Below are 18,045 nucleotides of genomic sequence, written 5' to 3'. Positions count from 1 at the left end.
TAGTTTTGGAAATATGAATTTCAAAGCTCTATTGCTAATTACGATTATAATCTTTTTCGTGCTTAATTATTCAAAAAAAAACTCATTAATTGATCATTCAGAAAAAAAAATATTCTTTTCAATTAAAGAATCAATAGATTCTAAAAAGTATTGGTATTTAAAAGATATGACTCTTGATTCTTTAGCAGGAATAAGTTTTGAAAAAGCATCTAAACATCTTCGTGACAAAAAAATCCTAGACACAATTATTGTAGCTGTAATTGATACGGAAATAAACGTTAATCATAGTTATTTTAAAAATGATATATGGATCAATAAAGGTGAAATTTCCAATAATGGTATTGATGACGATAATGATGGGTATATTGATGATATTAATGGGTGGAGTTTTATTTCAAATACTAATGGTAAGTATACGTCATTTTATAATTTTGAAGCCACACGAGTTTTAAAACACTTTAATTCTTTATTAAATAAAGATTCTGACACATTAAAAATGCTTGGTATAAATAATGATACATATTACAGAGCAAAGAGAATTTACAATCTTCAATTTCAACAAGCTAAAGGTAGAGAGCGTCATGGAAATTATTTAATAAATAATTACGAGAAGGCTTTTAATGTAGTTAAAGAGTATTATCCAGATGCAGGTGGAAATTATGATACGAAAAAGCTTGATAGCCTTTATTTAAAGTTGAAAGATTCAAATAAAGAAAAAGCAAACTTAGTATATTATGTATCAGACTATATAAAGTATAATCTATCAAAAGAATGGATTGAAAATTTCAAATCTAATACTGATAATATTTTACAAAAGTGCCTTAATTTTAATTATGACGAACGTGCAATTATTGGAGATAGTCCAAACATCAATGATTCAATATATGGTAGTCCAAAATTATACCATGATATAAACCTTGCTTATCATTCTACTCAAGTAACAGGTATTATAACAAACCACAACGAGAAACAATTTTTAAAAGTAATGCCTATTGTAGTTTCTGCTCATGGAGATGAAAATGATAAGGATATTGCTCTAGCTATCAAATACGCAGTAAATAATGGTGCTAGAGTTATAAATATAAGCTTTGGTAAAGAGGTTTCACTAAATTATCAATGGGTACAAAATGCTATAGAATATGCATCAAAAAAAGATGTTTTGATTGTGTATGCTGCTGGAAACGAAGCAAAGAATGTTGATAATATTGAAAACAAATATTATCCAAATGATTTAAATAACTTTGGTAAAGAGATTTTCAATAATTTTATGTCTGTTGGTGCAAGCACAAAAAGTTTAGATGAAAATTTAGTAGCTAACTTTTCTAATTTTAATAAAAAGCATGTAGATATATTTGCTCCTGGAGATAGTATATATGTTTATTCTCCCGATGGAAATGATTACTACAATAGAGGTACATCTTTAGCCGCGCCAATGGTGTCTAAAACTGCCGCATTAATACTTGCATACTACCCAAACCTAACCGCTTCCGAAGTAAAACAAATCATCATGGAATCAGGCACTTCATATGATATTATGGTAAACAAACCATCTTTAAGTAAAGAAAAAGAATTAGTTCCCTTCAGTTCCCTATCCAAATCAGGAAAAATAGTAAATGCCTATAATGCGTTGCTCATGGCAGAAGAAGTTTCTAAAAAGAAGAAACGTAAAAAATAAAACACATGTACATCATTTGGTCACTCATTAATGCAGCTTTTGTGATTCTCTTTTTTGCATTGGTATTGTCGTTATTTACAAAAGGTAAAAAGCTATTCAATAACAGATATGGTAATCCTATTATTATAGTATTAGTTTTAGGTGTTTTGGGCATTATTAATGCAAAGGATAAAGAACTTGACAACACATACGTACTTAATGGTACTGTAACGCAAAGTGATGTTACTAAAGAAATTAACACCAAATTGGAAGAAAATTTATCATTGACATTTCATCTCTCAGTTCGGTTTACGAAAGATGCAAAAGGTGAATTTGTTCCCGTTTCTAGCCAAAGTAGATTAGATGGGTTTATAAGCGGTTTTCAATGGGAATATAAAAATATTGTCATTAATAAAAACACGGATGGTTCTTTTTCATATGAAGCCTATGGATTACTACATTGGGGTTTATTAGGAATAGAGTTGTACACTCAAAATAAAGATTTTGAAGGTACATTTCAACTTGAAGAATATTAGATACGATATTGTTATATTTACTTCGTAAAAACTACCACTTTTGAAATTATTAAAACTAGTTACACTATTTTCAATTTGCTATTGTATTATATCTTGTGCTTCTGTGAAATCTCCAAAAGCAGTTACATTTGCTATTTCCAAAAAACAACCACTTACCGAAGAAGAAAAGAAAGACTGGTATTTTAAAGATATCTATAAAGATTCAATACCCGGAATTAGTTTACACAAAGCCTATGATTTTTTAAACAACAAAAAAGGCGATACAATTATTGTTGCTGTCATCGATACTGAACTAGATATTGCTCAAGAAGATTTAAAAAATCAAATTTGGATTAACAAAGATGAAATTCCAAATAATAATATTGATGATGACAATAACGGATATGTAGATGATATTCATGGCTGGAATTTTTTAGGAACAACAGAAAAAACTCCAATAATACATCATAAAAGCACAGCAGTAAGAATTCTGAATAAATATAATAAATATAAAAACGTAAAAGAATCTGAAGTGAAATCTTCAGACCTAGAGAGTTTTAAACTTTATAAGAGGGCTTTAAATTATCAAAAAGAAAAAATCGATGAGGCAAAACTTAATTTAAAATATTTTCAAGGTTTTAAGGAAAGGTTTTTGAGTCTTAGAGACACTATGAAAACACTATTTAATAAAGAAAAGTTCACTGTAAAAGAATTAGATTCTTTATCTAAAAAAAGTAATGATTCTATTATTAAAGTCAAGATATCAAGTACTAAATATTTAATTCAAAATGGGATAGATGAAAAAAGAGTTAATCAAATTATTAGTATTCATAAAAATAATCTAGATATGACGTATAATTTAGAGCATGATGATAGACTTACGGATGACGATTTAGATGATATTAATGATTCTATATATGGAAATAATAATGTTAGAGGAACTGCAAAAATGGATCACGGGACTAAGGTAGCTGGTGTAATAGCAGGAAATAGGTTTAATGAATACGGAGTAATAGGGATTACAAATAAGGTAAGAATTATGCCAGTTGTAATATCTAGTTTTGGAAATGAAAATGATAAAGATATAGCATTGGCAATACGATATGCAGTTAATAATGGTGCGAAAGTTATTAATATGAGTATTGGTAAAGAGTTCTCAATAAATGAAAAATGGATTAGAGAGGCTATTATATATGCTGATAAAAAAGATGTTCTTATAATATCAGCAGCAGGAAATGAAGGGTTGAATTTAGATACCAAAGATATCTTTTATTATCCTAACGATATGGATAAAGATAAAAATGAGTTTTCAAATAATTTTATTGCTGTTGGTTCCTCTAACTATACTGAAAATATTGTTTCTAATTTTTCAAATTATGGACAAACAACAGTAGATGTTTTTGCTCCTGGAGAAGAAATAAAAGTTTTAACAAATGATGGAGTTGGGGAAGACTCGGGAAGCTCTCTTTCTTGCGCTGTTGTTTCAGGAATAGCGTCACTTATTCGCTCATATTACCCAGCCTTAACAGCTAAAGAAGTAAAAGAGCTGATACTGAAATCTGGGATTTCTGTAGACACTGATGTTTATGCTCCAGTTTCTGAAGGACAAAAAAGAAACCCAAATAAAGTCCCATTCAGTTCCCTGTCCAAATCAGGAAAAATAGTAAATGCCTATAATGCGTTGCTCATGGCAGAAGAAGTTTCTAAAAAGAAAAAAAGGCGTAAAAAATAAAACACATGTACATCATTTGGTCACTCATTAATGCAGCTTTTGTGATTCTCTTTTTCGCATTGCTATTGTCGTTATTTACAAAAGGAAAAAAGCTATTCAATAACAAATACGGTAATCCTATTATTATAGTATTAGTTTTAGGTGTTTTGGGCATTATTAATGCAAAGGATAAAGAACTTGACAACACATACGTACTTAATGGTACTGTAACGCAAAGTGATGTTACTAAAGAAGTTAACACCAAATTGGAAGAAAATTTGTCATTGACATTTCATCTCTCAGTTCGGTTCACGAAAGATGCAAAAGGTGAATTTGTTCCCGTTTCTAGCCAAAGTAGATTAGATGGATTTATAAGCGGTTTTCAATGGGAATATAAAAATATTGTCATTAATAAAAATACGGATGGTTCTTTTTCATATGAAGCCTATGGATTACTACATTGGGGTTTATTGGGAATAGAGTTATACACTCAAAATAAAGATTTTGAAGGTACATTTCAACTTGAAGAATATTAGATACGATATTGTTATATTTACTTTGTAAAAACTACCACTTTTGAAATTATTAAAACTAGTTACACTATTTTCAATTTGCTATTGTATTATATCTTGTGCTTCTGTGAAATCTCCAAAAGCAGTTACATTTGCTATTTCCAATAAACAACCACTTACCGAAAAAGAAAAGAAAGACTGGTATTTTAAAGATATCTATAAAGATTCAATACCCGGAATTAGTTTACACAAAGCCTATGATTTTTTAAACAACAAAAAAGGCGATACAATTATTGTTGCCACGATTGATTTAGAAGTCAATATAAGTCATAAAGATTTACAAAGTAATATTTGGGTAAATACGAATGAAATACCAGAGAATGGAGTAGATGATGACGATAACGGGTATATAGATGATATTCATGGATGGAATTTTTTAGGAACAACTGAAAAAGACTCTGTATTGTATCAACATTCTGAATCTGTTCGAATCATTAAAAAATATGAGAAACTTTTTGAAGCCAAAAAAATTAGTGATATTGATAGCAGTCAAATTACAAAGTTTAGGCTTTATGAAAGAGCTACTTTAGAGTTAAATAATCAAGTTTCTCAAGCGGAAGAAAATATAATCTACTTTAAAGGTTTTAAAGAACGTTATTTTAAACTGATTGATACAATGCATGTTTTATTTAACACTAAAGAATTTACGCTCGAAAAATTAGATTCTTTAGATAGAGTGAGTACAGATTCAATTGTAAAAACAAAAATAAGCTCAACAAAATATTGTTTAGAGAGAGGGATCGATGAAAAATGGATCAACAAAGTTATAAACCTTCACAGCAATAGAAAGTTTAAAATTTATAACCTTAAACACAAAGATAGATTAACTACAGATAATCCTTTTAATCTAGCAGAAGTAGGTTACGGTAATAACAAAGTTAGGGGTACTAGAAAAATGAGTCACGGTAGTAAAGTAGCAGGTGTTATAGCTGCAATTAGAAATAATAATTATGGGGTAAATGGAATCAATGATGAAGCGAAAATTATGCCTATAATTGTTTCTACCAACGGTAATGAATACGATAAAGATATAGCATTAGGAATTCGATATGCAGTTGATAATGGTGCAAAAATTATCAACATGAGTATAGGAAAAGAGTTTTCTATGAATGAAGAATGGATAATAGATGCAATTAAATATGCTGAATTAAATGATGTTCTTTTAATTTCGTCCGCAGGTAATGAATCTTTAAATTTAGATAAAAAAGATGTTTTCTATTACCCGAATGATATGAATAAAGATAAAAACGAAATTTCAAATAACTTCATAGTTGTTGGTTCTTCTAATTATAAAAAGGGTATTGTTTCTGATTATTCAAATTATGGTAAAACAACTGTAGATATTTTTGCTCCTGGAGAAAATATAAGAGTAATTACACGAAAAAGTTATACTACTGATTCGGGTACTTCTATATCTTGTGCTATTGTTTCTGGTATTGCCTCGTTAATTCGTTCCTATTATCCAAATTTAACAGCTAAAGAAGTAAAAGATATAATATTAAGTTCAGGAACTTTAGTTGATGCAAATGTATATTTACCATTCACTGAAGGAGAAGAGCGTAACCCTGAAAAAGTCCCATTCAGTTCCCTGTCCAAATCAGGCAAAATAGTAAATGCATACAACGCTTTATTAATGGCTGAAGAAGTTTCTAAAAAGAAAAAAAAACGAAAATAGCATGTGCATCATTTGGTCACTCATTAATGCAGCTTTTGTGATTCTCTTTTTTGCATTGCTATTGTCGTTATTTACAAAAGGAAAAAAGCTATTCAATAACAAATACGGTAATCCTATTATTATAATATTAGTATTAGGTGTTTTGGGTATTATTAATGCAAAGGATAAAGAACTTGACAACACATACGTACTTAATGGTACTGTAACGCAAAGTGATGTTACTAAAGAAATAAATACCAGACTGGAAGAAAATTTGTCATTGACATTTCATCTCTCAGTTCGGTTTACGAAAGATGCAAAAGGTGAATTTGTTCCCGTTTCTAGCCAAAGTAGATTAGATGGATTTATAAGCGGTTTTCAATGGGAATATAAAAATATTGTCATTAATAAAAACACGGATGGTGCTTTTTCATATGAAGCCTATGGATTACTACATTAGGGTTTATTAGGAATAGAGTTATACACTCAAAATAAAGATTTTGAAGGTACATTTCAACTTGAAGAATATTAGATACGATATTATTATATTTACTTCGTAAAAACTACCACTTTTGAAATTATTAAAACTAGTTACACTATTTTCAATTTGCTATTGTATTATATCTTGCGCTTCTGTGAAATCTCCAAAAGCAGTTACGTTTGCTATTTCCAATAAACAACCACTTACCGAAAAAGAAAAGAAAGACTGGTATTTTAAAGATATCTATACAGATTCAATACCCGGAATTAGTTTACACAAAGCCTATGATTTTTTAAACAACAAAAAAGGCGATACAATTATTGTTGCTGTCATCGATACTGAACTAGATATTGACCAAGAAGAATTAAAAAGTCAAATTTGGGTAAACAAAGATGAAATTCCAAACAATAATATTGATGATGACAATAACGGATATGTAGATGATATTCATGGCTGGAATTATGTAGGGAGCACAGAAGGAAGTCCTAGATCTAAATATTATGGTCATTTTGAATATGTGCGAATTATAAAAAAATACGATCCACTATTTAAAAATATTGTTTCTGTAAAAGAAGTTTCCGAGAACAGAAAAAGAGAATTTGCACTGTATCAAAAAGCATACATTTTATATAATAAAAAACTAAAAAAAGCTCAGACAGGTCTTGATGATTATACCGTTGCTAAAAACCGTTTTATTTCTGGAGAAGAAATACTTGCTAAATATCTGCCTGAAAGTGAAGAACCATACAACGTATCTCAGCTAGATTCTTTAAAACAAACGTTGAAAGGTGAAGAAGAGATTAAAAAATTAGAGCGACTAATACATTATAAAAAATATAAGAATACTTTGAGATCGATTAGTAATCAAATAAGATTCTATAAAGAAACAATTGATTATCAATTGAATTTCGATTTTGATGAGCGCTCCTTAACTAGTGATAATACGGACGACCTAAATGATGTTCCTTATGGGAATAATAAAGTTCAAGGTTTCCGAAAGTTTAGTCACTCTACAGAAATGTCTTCAGTTATTGCTGCAACCAGAAATGATACTTTAGTAGAAGGAATCAACGATAAAGTCAAGATAATGCCTTTAAGCATTTCTGTAGCAGGAAATGAGCATGATAAAGATATTGCTTTGGCAATTCGCTATGCTGTAGATAATGATGCAAAAGTGATTAATATGAGTATTGGTAAAGATTTTTCTTTGCATCCAGAATTGGTTTATGATGCTTTAAGGTATGCAGATGAACGTGAAGTATTAGTAGTGACCTCGGCAGGGAATGATAGTTATAATTTGGATGACATTGAAAACTATCCTAATGATGCTAAAAATGACGGAGTTGAATTTGTCAATAATTTTATAAAAGTTGGGAATACATCTTATAATTTAAATACCAAGCTAGTACAGAGAGCTTCTAACTATGGAAAAAGAGAAGTAGATATATTTGCTCCAGGTACACGAATTTCGTGCTTAAATAGATGGCAGATGGCTACTGATACAGGAACTTCATTGTCGTGCGCTGTTGTGAGCGGTGTAGCAAGTTTGCTTTTTTCCTACTATCCCGATTTGACAGCCAAAGAAGTAAAACAAATCATCATGGAATCAGGCACTTCATATGATATTATGGTAAACAAACCATCTTTAAGTAAAGAAAAAGAATTAGTCCCATTCAGTTCCCTATCTAAATCAGGAAAAATAGTAAATGCCTATAATGCGTTGCTACTAGCAGAACAGGTTTCAAAGGAAAAGAAGAAGAAACGAAAATACTAAAAACAACAAAACCCTTTATCAATACATACTGATAAAGGGTTTTATGTTTGTATATAAAATTGTTGCTAAATTAATCTTCATGAATCCAAGTACCAATAATTCCGTTTTTTCCTAAACTATAACCAAGTCGGTAACTTCCCGCTTTTTTCATTTCAATATACTTCCCTGGCGCAGGAATAATGCCGTTGTCGCGCAAAATAGCATTATAGCTTGCTACTTTATCAGTAGATAATGTAATTCCGTTCTGAACTACCGAATCGCCATTAATTAATATCTTAACAGCTTCATCCTTTGAAGCTATGTAGTTTTTAGCATATAAATCGTTAAAGAACTTCTTTATTTTAGCATTTAACCCAATAACAACAATATGATTTCCTTTTTTATAAAACGAAAAATCAGCGCTTTGATGAATGCCTGCATCTATAAATATTTTTCGGTATATTTCATTTTGGCGTTCAGACAATTGTGTGCCATTTACATATAGTTGATCTCTTTCCGAAGTTAAAGTAATTTCATCATCCGATGTAATAAGTCCGTCAGCTTTTAGCTTACTTAATAGCTGTGTTTGAACTGCTGGCCAAATCCAGTTTAACGAACTTCCCGAAGTTGCAGTATATATAGTTTTTGAATCGTTTAGTAATTGTTTAATGTGTGTGCCAACACCACCTTTATGACGCGCTCGCTCTTCAAAGCGTTTTGCTTCTCTGTCCAAACGTTTTGCTTCCATTTCTATACGTTTTGCATCTCGCTCTATGCGTTTTTTGGTGCGTCTGGCTTCAAGTTCAGCACGTTTTGCATCTCGTTTTAGTTGTTGTTCCAATCGTTTTGCTTCAAGTTGCATACGATCAGCTTCATGACGCATACGATCAGCTTCTCGCTGCATTCTGTCTTTTTCAGCCGCCGCTGAACTACCTGAAACAATTATTTTTACATTCTTACCCAAAGCTTCAAATTTCTCAGTTAATTCAGGTGATGCTACATTTAAATCTAATGAAATTCGAAGACTTTTTTCAGTCAGCTTTACGTAATATACTTTTTCGTCATTACTCCATTTAGAATATCCTTTGCCAATGTCCATGTTTTTTCCGCCAAGCTCATTCTGAATAAGCTCTTTTAGTTTTTCATATCTATTTTTAGGAAAACGTGCTCGCAATTTATAATCATCTTCTGTATGACTTATTGAAATGGAAGTGCTTTCCGTTTGTGTTGAACTTGTTGATGGTGGCGTCGGCGTATTTTGCGCATTGCTTAAAGTGTATGCAAATACGATGTATATAATTGTTATAAAATAAGTTTTCATTTGTTTGTTTTTTATTGTTTTTCAATGGTCAAATGTGTTCGCATCATAAAGATTTCAATTTGTTTGAAATTCTTGTGGTTGATGCTCGTTTCATTTGTTCGTTTTTATTGTTTTTCAATGGTCAAATGTGTTCGCACCATAAAGATTTCCATTCGTTTGAAATTCTTGTGGTTGATGCTCGTTTCATTTGTTCGTTTTTTATTGTTTTTCAATGGTCAAATGTGTTCGCACCATAAAGATTTCCATTCGTTTGAAATTCTTGTGGTAGATGCTCGTTTCATTTGTTCGTTTTTATTGTTTTTTAATGGTCAAATGTGTTCGCATCATAAAGATTTCCATTCGTTTGAAATTCTTGTGGTAGATGCTCGTTTCATTTGTTCGTTTTTATTGTTTTTTAATGGTCAAATGTGTTCGCATTAGTTTGTTTTTAAGTTAAAATTACGTCAGATCGAGTTAAATTCTTGCACATTGAGCGAAGTCGAAATGGAAAGAATTTTATATCGAGATTAAGCAATTCTCTTACGTAAAACACATGTAATTAAGTTCGTTTTTTTATGTTACTTACTAATTTTAAAAGTTAATCCAACACCGCGTGTACTTTCAATAGCGATAGTGGCATCTTGCTTAAAATATTTCCGAAGTCTGCTAATAAAAACATCCATGCTTCTTCCGGAAAAGAAATCGTCATTTCCCCAAACATTTTCGAGAACGTCTTCCCGCTTTACCATTTGGTTTTTATTGTCATAGAAATACTGAATAAGTTGCGCTTCTTTCTCAGTAATTCGTTGGGTTTCTCCATTGAGTTTCAATTGATAGTTTACAGTGTCAAAAACATACTTCCCAATCGAATATTCGTGTTCGTTTTTTGATGAAACATTCGTCTTTTGTGATCGTTTCAATATGTTTTGTAAGCGTAAAACTAAAATATCTGCCTCAAATGGTTTAACGATATAATCGTCAGCTCCGAGTTTTAATCCTCGTATTTTATCTTCCTTCATCTTCTTGGCAGTCAAAAAGATAAAAGGAATTTCTGAGTTCAATTGTAGTACCTTTTCAGCCAATGAAAAACCATCCAATTTTGGCATCATTACATCAAACACACAAATATCAAATGCATTGGTTTCTTGGTGTTCGGTTGCGGTAAAAAAGGTTAATGCTTCTTTGCCATCTTTTGCCCAAACGACTTCAAAATTATGAATTGCCAAGTATTGTTTTAAAATACTTCCGAAATCGTAATCGTCTTCTGCGAGTAAAACTTTGGTCTTTTGCATTAGTTAATTGGTATTATGATGGTAAATGTTGTTCCTTTTGTAAGCTCACTTTGTACAGTAATTTTTCCTTGATGTGCCTGTACAATTTGATAGGTATAATATAAGCCCAAACCAAGTCCTTTTACATTGTGAACGTTTCCGTGACTAACTCTGTAAAATTTATCGAAAATTTGAGCCTGATCTTTCTCAGAAATTCCCGAACCATTATCACTAATCTGAATCACGTATTTGTTGTTTTTTAATTGTGTTTTTAACTGAATTTCTGTTTCATCGTTTCCATACTTAACAGCATTTTCTAAAACGTTTAATAGCGCAGTTGTAAAGTGAAATGTATCAATTCGTAAAATGACATCTTCTTTATATATATTGTTGATTAATTTTAATGATTTTTGCTGTGTAGATAGTTTAAAATCGTCTACCAAATCTTTAAAATAAGTCGTATCAACTACAGCATCTTTTGACAATACAATGTCTTCCGAACTCAAACTATTGGTCAATACCTGATCAATCAATTTTTGCAAACGTGTATTCTGTCTGTCAACAATATGCAAGGTATTTTCAAATGCTTCTGGCGAATTCTGAATTTCGGTATTCATCAAACTTTTTGAAGCGACACTTAAAGTAGCTAACGGCGTTTTTAATTCGTGCGTAATATTATTGATAAAGTCCGTTTTGATTTCAGTAATTTTCTTCTGATTGATTAAATTTTTAATCGAATAATACAGCAATCCAACCACGAATAAGAATAGCAATAAAGAGAAAATCAACAAAATTGCCATACGACGAAACACAATACTTTTCCAGTCGGTAATTACAATAACGTCTCTTGCTTTTAGCTCTACATCAAATGTATTGGTAAATACACTATCGTTTTCCCTCGTAATAAAATCAAACTCCGTAAACATGCGTGAACTCTTGACAACATGCGAATCTTCATCTTTAAAATTTTCTCCAAAAACGGTTAATTGCTTCTGTTTTGGTATTGGGAAAATTGTATCATTTTCTTGTCCGTTAAAAATAACAATGCTTGTAATTTCACGTTTATAACGAATTTTATATCCTAAATTAATTCTATTCAATTCTTTCGTATATCGTTCCATATACGGAGTATTGACGCTATCTCCTTTAATTCGTAACCTGCGAATAACCTCAGCTTTGGAAAGTCGGTCATTTTCATAATCACCTAAATTTGTACGTAAATCGTCTCCAACAATATCTGCCAACGAATCCAATTCTGGATGATTGTCAATATTGGATATTGCATCATCGGTTTCTTGTATAAAAGATTTCTTTTTAAGCTGATATGCATTCTCAATTAAATAGCCTTGAATGCCCGATAAAGCAATAAGCGTAGCAATAGAAGCAATGATTAGTATGGTTATTTTGTTTTTCATTCAGTTGGTGATGGTTATGCGATCTTTTTTCAGATTCAACAATTCAAAAGTAGCAATAACACAAATGCTAGCCATACAAAAGCGGATCGTTAACCGATCATTAACGTTAAAAACACTCGGAATCACTGTTTTTACAGGTGTTTCAAGCTTATGTTAATACATTTTCTTTTTCGCTGTTAGCAGCCATTAACCGCACGTTAACTCGTGCTTAACCTGTTTATCCGTGTGACTTCTTCACATTTGCAGCATTCAAAAATCAATCATCATGAAACCATTCATCTATCAAAAACAATATGTTTTAGTTTTCTTATTTCTTTTAATTGGCTTAAAAAACCATGCACAGAAAACCATTAAAGCACATAAAATTACAACCAAAATTTCCATTGACGGCGTTGCCAACGAAGCCGATTGGAAACAACATGCAATTGCCGGAAACTTTATTCAAACACGACCTGACAACGGAAAAACGTCTGTTCGGAACACGGAAATTGCAGTGTTATATGATGATAGTTATATATACGTTTTAGGAATTATGCATGTGGACACAAAAGCCGAAATTAACAGTCAATTGACAGCGCGAGACGATACGGGAAATGCAGATGTTTTTGCCATACAAATTGATCCGTTTGGCGAAACGCGTGAAGGATATGACTTTACGGTAACGGCGGCTGGCGTGCAAACAGACATAAAACTGAGTCAGAATGATAGTTATGGAAACTTTAATGTGGTTTGGGAAAGTGCTGTAAAATTGTACGATGACAAATGGATTGCCGAATTGAAAATTCCGTTTAATAGCATTCGTTTTCCGAAAGAAAATATGAATAACTTCAAAATCAACTTTCAACGAATTGCTTCAAAACTCAATGAAGAATCGTATTGGAGTCCAATAAAACCAGAAGTTGATGGCTATTTAAATCAATTTGGAAGCTTAGAAGATTTGCCAAAAATAACGCCACCGCTAAACTTATCGTTTTATCCGTTTGTGTCTGTTGTGAATGAAAAAAGCCCAGACGGAACCAGCAAAACAACTTTAAATGGCGGTTTGGACGTAAAATATGTGCATGACAATTCGTACACTTTGGATGTTTCGTTAATTCCAGATTTTAGCCAAGCATTGTCGGACAATCAAATATTTAACTTATCTCCGTTTGAAGTTCGTTTCAATGAAAACAGGCAATTTTTTATTGAAGGAACAGAAATTTTTGACAAAGGAGGTTATTTGTATACGCGCAGAATTGGTGGCGTTCCAATCAATATCAATAATATTTCTTTGGGAGAAGATGAAGAAATTGTAGAAAACCCAATAGCTTCTAATATTTTAAATTTGGTAAAAGTTACAGGAAAATCATCCAAAGGATTTTCTATTGGTGTGCTAAACGGAATTACGGCTAGGAGTGAAGCTACCATTCGGAATACAACCACAAATGAATTTCGAAATGTGCAAACCAATCCATTTACAAATTACAATGCTTTGGTGTTAGATCAGACGTTGAAAAACAATTCGTCAATTACGTTTTTAAACAATTCTGTTTGGCGAAGTGGAAAAGACTATGATAGCAATTTGTCTGCACTTTTATTTCGTGGCTATACCAAAGAACGAACGTATTCATTGTATGTGAAAAAAGCAGTTTCACAAAAATATTTTTCAGATCAGAAAGATGAATTTGGACATCAGTATTATGCATATTTGTCAAAAGTAAGTGGAAATTGGACAGGCGGAATTTCGGCAAATCTATACGATGAAAAATTTGATAATAATGACTTCGGGTTTTTAACGCGAAACAATCAATTTAACCTGCGTGCAAATATAAATTACAGGAATAACAATCCTAAAAAATGGTTCAATCAGTATTCTATTGGAATTGATCACGGACAGCGTTATTATTACAGTTTGTTTGAAAAAGAGTTTGTGTATTACAAATTACAAGGTGATGCTACATTTAAGAATAACAGTGTATTTTTTGGTTCGTTTGCGTATATAGAAAAGCGTCAAGATTTTTTTGAACCACGTACCAAAGATCGAAATTTTAATAAACCTGCACAGTTAGAATATTTTGCGGAGTATCAAACCAATCGGAATAAAAACTTATCGTTTGCAGGCTATGCAGTGTATGTACAAACCTTGAATTCGGATATTTTTTCAGATGAATTTATTGCAGGTTATGGCGTTCGCGCGCAATTGGGACAACATGTTTCCTTGTATTTTAGTCAAGATTTGACAAACATTCCAAGCAATTCCGGATTTGTTACGCGTGAAAATGACGCGCTGATTTTTGGAAAACGAAGCGTTAAAGAACTGACGAATACCATTGAAGCAAGTTATGCTATCTATTCAAAACTGAGCATGAATGTACGCGTGCGTCATTACTGGATTCAGGTTGATTATGATGATCAATTTACGTTGAACAATCAAGGCAATTTAGACCGAAATACATATATGATTGATCCAGATATTTTTGATGATAATTTCAATTCATTTACGATTGATTACATAGCACGATGGCAATTTGCGCCAGCGAGCGAATTGAGTTTTAACTATAAATTAGGTGCAAATTTGTTTAACAATCAAATTAATTCAAGTTATGGAACCAATTTAAAAAATACTTTACAACAAGATAATAGCAATACCATTTCGCTAAAAATGACGTATTTCTTGGATTATAATAAGATTAGGAAGTTGTGAGTCTTGTCATTGCGAAGAATTTTGACGAAGTAATCTTTGTTTTTAGCAACAGATAGCTTCATTTTATTCGCTATAACATTTCTTTAGTCGAGCTACACTTAATTCAGTTTCACATAACAATAGAAAACAAAAAAGCGTCCCAATTGGAACGCTTTTGATATATTATTAAATGAATGTTTCTTATAAATTGTAGCTTAAACCTAGTGTCCAGTACGATTGTAATTTGTTGTCTACATTGTCAAACGTAGTTGTTGCATTTCCTTGTGCAAGATTGAAGTTTACAGCTTCTTGTTTGTTTTGACGTAAACCAAAATCGAAACCAACACCAATCATTTTCCATAACGTATAGCTAAATGAGTTTGTCCATGTCCAGTTTGAGTAATCGCTACTTTTGTAGCTTTGAAACATAGATAAGTTCGTTTTGAAGTTGATAGCTCCAATATTTCTTGTATAGTCTGCAACAATTTTTGCACCTAATGAAGATTCAAAAACAGTATCGTTGTCACTAAATACAAAGTTGTAGTTTAACGGATGAATTACCACAATTAAGTTTTTAATTGGTGTCCATGTAGCACCAACACCAACATCTAAATATCCAGGATCGTTGAAGTTGCTTAATATTGTTGTTCTGTATTCTGCTAAACCAGAGATAGCAAACTTTTCAGTTATTTTACGTCCGTATAAAGAGCTAATGTTAAATACATCTGTAGCTTCTTTAAACTTTTTATCATCAGTTGGATCGTCTTTATCATCAAACTTAACCCAAGCTAAGTTTACATTAGCACTGTTGTTCCAGAAAAACTTCTCTTGATTTAAGTTTGCAAATGCATTTACAGTAAATCCTATATTTCCTGATGAAACGTTAGGTGTTCCTTGTCCGTACCAATTGCTGAATTCTGAAAGACTTCCACCAATAGTTCCAAATGCTCCTTTTTTCCATCCTGGTAAAGCATCAATTTGTGCTTGTATAGCATTAGCTTCTCCTTGCAAAGCATCAGCTGCAGCTTGTTTTTCTGCTTTTTGAGCTTTTAATTCTTCTTTTGTTTGTGCATTCATAGAAGTAAATGCCAAACATAATGCGATTGCAAATACGATTTTTTTCATGTGTATTTATTTTAGGTTTTTGCGACGGCAAATATAGTAGTTGCTCGTTATAACACAAAAATATCATAAAAAATTTAAACTTTTGATTACCAGTAACTTGAAAGTTTTTCTTGAGGATTATCGCTTTTTGTATAGCGGAACAGATGAGCATGCTTCGCCATACATAACGCTTTTTGCAACGTTGTGGAGTTTTGCAGTCATCATTGCGTATGCATTGTCTGGTATGGGTTTGTTAGCACAACCTTTTATAATTACAGGTTTGTCTTTATAATCAGAAACATCTAAGTCAGCAATGATTTCTTGATAAATTGAGGTTTCCAATTGATCGAGTGTGCCAATTATCGTTTTTTCGACAAAAGGTGTCAAATGTACGCTTATTAGCATATATGCCCATGCAGGAACAATGGCGTCTGTTGAGCAAATTAAGGAAACATATTGTCCTTGATGTTGCGACCAGTCGTAATCGGAAACGTGTTTACGGAATTCTTTTTCGCGTAAAATAAGTCCTTCCATCAACCAATCAGAAATATCAAAAAGCACACGTTCTCCAGCAGGATAATAATCCTCTAAATCGAAAGTAACTAATTTGCTTTGCGCAACTCTATTGATAATTTCTTCTGCCATTTGTTTATAGTAAACCTAGTTCAAGTTTTGCTTCTTCACTCATTAAATCTTTGGTCCACTCAGGATCAAAGGTAATTTCAACTGTAGAGTTGTTGACTTCTTTTAATGATTTTACTTTTTCTTCAATCTCTAATGGAAGCGTTTCTGCTACCGGACAGTTTGGAGAGGTAAGTGTCATGAGTATTTTTACATCGGAGTTTTCGTTTACAAAAACATCATAAATTAATCCTAATTCGTAGATATCTACTGGAATTTCAGGATCGTATATTGTTTTTAAAACTCTAACTATTTTTTCGCCTAAAGCGTCTATATCTATTGTTGTTGACATTTTTTTAATTTAATTGTGTTTGATATGCAACTGCATATAACTTTAATTGTTTAATCATGCTTACCAATCCATTTGCTCTTGTGGGTGATAAATGCTCTTTGAGTCCAATTTTATCAATAAAGTCTGTATTGGCTTCAATAATTGCTGTAGGATGTTGGTTGGAAAATGCTCTGATCAAAATAGCAATAATTCCTTTGGTGATGATAGCATCACTAGCTGCAGTAAATACAATTTTATTGTCAATTAAATCACCATGAACCCACACTTTACTTTGACAACCTTTGATGAGGTTTTCATCTATTTTAAGGTCTTCATCAATAAGTGGAAGTGATTTTCCAAGATCAATCATGTATTCGTAGCGTTGCATCCAATCATCAAACATGGCAAATTCGTCTACTATTTCTTCTTGTATCTCTTGTATCGTCATTTTATCTTCGTTTACACGATTCTGTATTTAGACGCAAAAATACAACAACTATTACGGTTTATCAACTGCTTTTACCATTGCTTGAATTTTATTCATCAAAGGCACTAATGTTTCAGGCGGATTTCCGTGTGTTAATGTGATGCTTTTCACTGTATCATCTTTGTATTTTATAGCTAATGTAGCAGGAATTACAGCATCTCGCCCAACATCATCAGTGTTTGTATAATTATCTTTGAGTTTTTCGGAGTCTATTTTGTCTAATAAGGTAACAAGTTCATTCCAATCTTCGGAAGACATATCTTGTTCAACGGAAACTTTTCCATTTCTAATTTTGGTGACTGATAGTTTTTCTTTCGAGATATTTATTTTTTCATAAAAACCACGTGTAGAAGCTTCGTACACAATAGATATTTCATCTTGTGCGCCTTTTATTGTTTCAGTTTCTGAAGCTTTATCATTACAGCCGTCAGTAAATACAAATACAGAGAATAAATAGAATAAGTATTTCATGATTGTTGTTTTTTTATAGTATAATGATACAAAAAAAAGACAC

Annotated in this window: 16 protein-coding genes; 8 read left to right on the top strand and 8 right to left on the bottom strand. The window is 31.7% G+C overall.

Annotated features, from left to right (window positions below):
* The first annotated feature begins 58 nt into the window (after positions 1–58).
* The 7 genes from ACQ654_RS12235 to ACQ654_RS12205 all read left to right on the top strand — a co-directional run bounded on the left by ACQ654_RS12235 (position 59) and on the right by ACQ654_RS12205 (position 8,361).
* Positions 59–1,675, top strand: coding sequence for a S8 family serine peptidase (locus ACQ654_RS12235; RefSeq protein WP_430410619.1), 1,617 nt, complete (start codon positions 59–61; stop codon positions 1,673–1,675).
* Positions 1,676–1,680: 5 nt separating this feature from the next.
* Positions 1,681–2,190 carry a hypothetical protein gene (locus ACQ654_RS12230; protein WP_430410618.1) on the top strand — a complete coding sequence of 170 codons (510 nt, stop codon included), beginning with the start codon at positions 1,681–1,683 and terminating at the stop codon, positions 2,188–2,190.
* 40 nt (positions 2,191–2,230) lie between these two features.
* On the top strand, positions 2,231–3,901 hold the full coding sequence (locus ACQ654_RS12225; protein WP_430410617.1) for a S8 family serine peptidase: 1,671 nt from the start codon (positions 2,231–2,233) through the stop codon (positions 3,899–3,901).
* A gap of 5 nt (positions 3,902–3,906) precedes the next feature.
* Entirely contained in the window at positions 3,907–4,416 is a 510-nt protein-coding gene (locus ACQ654_RS12220) for a hypothetical protein (protein WP_430410616.1), read from the top strand.
* Between the two features lie 40 nt (positions 4,417–4,456).
* Positions 4,457–6,127 carry a S8 family serine peptidase gene (locus ACQ654_RS12215; RefSeq protein WP_430410615.1) on the top strand — a complete coding sequence of 557 codons (1,671 nt, stop codon included), beginning with the start codon at positions 4,457–4,459 and terminating at the stop codon, positions 6,125–6,127.
* Position 6,128: 1 nt separating this feature from the next.
* Positions 6,129–6,566, top strand: coding sequence for a hypothetical protein (locus ACQ654_RS12210; protein WP_430410614.1), 438 nt, complete (start codon positions 6,129–6,131; stop codon positions 6,564–6,566).
* A gap of 112 nt (positions 6,567–6,678) precedes the next feature.
* On the top strand, positions 6,679–8,361 hold the full coding sequence (locus tag ACQ654_RS12205; protein ID WP_430410613.1) for a S8 family serine peptidase: 1,683 nt from the start codon (positions 6,679–6,681) through the stop codon (positions 8,359–8,361).
* Between the two features lie 70 nt (positions 8,362–8,431).
* Here ACQ654_RS12205 and ACQ654_RS12200 read toward each other — a convergent pair whose 3' ends face one another.
* The 3 genes from ACQ654_RS12200 to ACQ654_RS12190 all read right to left on the bottom strand — a co-directional run bounded on the left by ACQ654_RS12200 (position 8,432) and on the right by ACQ654_RS12190 (position 12,326).
* Positions 8,432–9,661 carry a hypothetical protein gene (locus ACQ654_RS12200; RefSeq protein ID WP_430410612.1) on the bottom strand — a complete coding sequence of 410 codons (1,230 nt, stop codon included), beginning with the start codon at positions 9,659–9,661 and terminating at the stop codon, positions 8,432–8,434.
* A gap of 557 nt (positions 9,662–10,218) precedes the next feature.
* A complete protein-coding gene (locus ACQ654_RS12195) occupies positions 10,219–10,932 on the bottom strand; it encodes a response regulator transcription factor (RefSeq protein ID WP_430410611.1) in 714 nt (237 codons plus the stop codon).
* Positions 10,932–12,326: a sensor histidine kinase gene (locus ACQ654_RS12190; RefSeq protein WP_430410610.1), complete on the bottom strand. Its 1,395-nt coding sequence runs from the start codon at positions 12,324–12,326 to the stop codon at positions 10,932–10,934. Before ACQ654_RS12190 ends, ACQ654_RS12195 begins: the two co-directional genes overlap by 1 nt.
* Positions 12,327–12,591: 265 nt before the next feature.
* Here ACQ654_RS12190 and ACQ654_RS12185 point away from each other — a divergent pair, with 265 nt between their 5' ends.
* Positions 12,592–15,009 carry a DUF5916 domain-containing protein gene (locus ACQ654_RS12185; protein WP_430410609.1) on the top strand — a complete coding sequence of 806 codons (2,418 nt, stop codon included), beginning with the start codon at positions 12,592–12,594 and terminating at the stop codon, positions 15,007–15,009.
* 180 nt (positions 15,010–15,189) lie between these two features.
* Here ACQ654_RS12185 and ACQ654_RS12180 read toward each other — a convergent pair whose 3' ends face one another.
* The 5 genes from ACQ654_RS12180 to ACQ654_RS12160 all read right to left on the bottom strand — a co-directional run bounded on the left by ACQ654_RS12180 (position 15,190) and on the right by ACQ654_RS12160 (position 18,002).
* Positions 15,190–16,113 carry a DUF3078 domain-containing protein gene (locus ACQ654_RS12180; protein WP_430410608.1) on the bottom strand — a complete coding sequence of 308 codons (924 nt, stop codon included), beginning with the start codon at positions 16,111–16,113 and terminating at the stop codon, positions 15,190–15,192.
* 117 nt (positions 16,114–16,230) lie between these two features.
* A complete protein-coding gene (locus ACQ654_RS12175) occupies positions 16,231–16,737 on the bottom strand; it encodes a DUF2480 family protein (RefSeq protein ID WP_430410607.1) in 507 nt (168 codons plus the stop codon).
* A 4-nt stretch (positions 16,738–16,741) separates the two neighbouring features.
* Complete coding sequence (locus tag ACQ654_RS12170) at positions 16,742–17,065, bottom strand: iron-sulfur cluster assembly protein (RefSeq protein ID WP_430410606.1); 324 nt, start codon at positions 17,063–17,065, stop codon at positions 16,742–16,744.
* A gap of 4 nt (positions 17,066–17,069) precedes the next feature.
* Entirely contained in the window at positions 17,070–17,492 is a 423-nt protein-coding gene (locus ACQ654_RS12165; protein ID WP_430410605.1) for a SufE family protein, read from the bottom strand.
* Between the two features lie 51 nt (positions 17,493–17,543).
* Positions 17,544–18,002, bottom strand: a complete 459-nt coding sequence (locus ACQ654_RS12160; protein ID WP_430410604.1) for a hypothetical protein — start codon at positions 18,000–18,002, stop codon at positions 17,544–17,546.
* Positions 18,003–18,045 lie beyond the last annotated feature (43 nt).

It is taken from the genome of Kordia sp., assembly GCF_965283645.1.
Lineage (GTDB): Bacteria > Bacteroidota > Bacteroidia > Flavobacteriales > Flavobacteriaceae > Kordia.
This window is presented reverse-complemented; position numbering and strand designations above follow the sequence as displayed.

What these genes read in the sequence shown, in the direction of transcription:
- ACQ654_RS12230 (WP_430410618.1), top strand. Translation starts at nt 1,681, where the DNA reads ATGTACATCATTTGGTCACTCATTAATGCAGCTTTTGTGATTCTCTTT.
- ACQ654_RS12220 (WP_430410616.1), top strand. Translation starts at nt 3,907, where the DNA reads ATGTACATCATTTGGTCACTCATTAATGCAGCTTTTGTGATTCTCTTT.
- ACQ654_RS12210 (WP_430410614.1), top strand. Translation starts at nt 6,129, where the DNA reads ATGTGCATCATTTGGTCACTCATTAATGCAGCTTTTGTGATTCTCTTT.
- ACQ654_RS12200 (WP_430410612.1), bottom strand. Translation starts at nt 9,661, where the DNA reads ATGAAAACTTATTTTATAACAATTATATACATCGTATTTGCATACACT.
- ACQ654_RS12195 (WP_430410611.1), bottom strand. Translation starts at nt 10,932, where the DNA reads ATGCAAAAGACCAAAGTTTTACTCGCAGAAGACGATTACGATTTCGGA.
- ACQ654_RS12190 (WP_430410610.1), bottom strand. Translation starts at nt 12,326, where the DNA reads ATGAAAAACAAAATAACCATACTAATCATTGCTTCTATTGCTACGCTT.
- ACQ654_RS12185 (WP_430410609.1), top strand. Translation starts at nt 12,592, where the DNA reads ATGAAACCATTCATCTATCAAAAACAATATGTTTTAGTTTTCTTATTT.
- ACQ654_RS12180 (WP_430410608.1), bottom strand. Translation starts at nt 16,113, where the DNA reads ATGAAAAAAATCGTATTTGCAATCGCATTATGTTTGGCATTTACTTCT.
- ACQ654_RS12175 (WP_430410607.1), bottom strand. Translation starts at nt 16,737, where the DNA reads ATGGCAGAAGAAATTATCAATAGAGTTGCGCAAAGCAAATTAGTTACT.
- ACQ654_RS12170 (WP_430410606.1), bottom strand. Translation starts at nt 17,065, where the DNA reads ATGTCAACAACAATAGATATAGACGCTTTAGGCGAAAAAATAGTTAGA.
- ACQ654_RS12165 (WP_430410605.1), bottom strand. Translation starts at nt 17,492, where the DNA reads ATGACGATACAAGAGATACAAGAAGAAATAGTAGACGAATTTGCCATG.
- ACQ654_RS12160 (WP_430410604.1), bottom strand. Translation starts at nt 18,002, where the DNA reads ATGAAATACTTATTCTATTTATTCTCTGTATTTGTATTTACTGACGGC.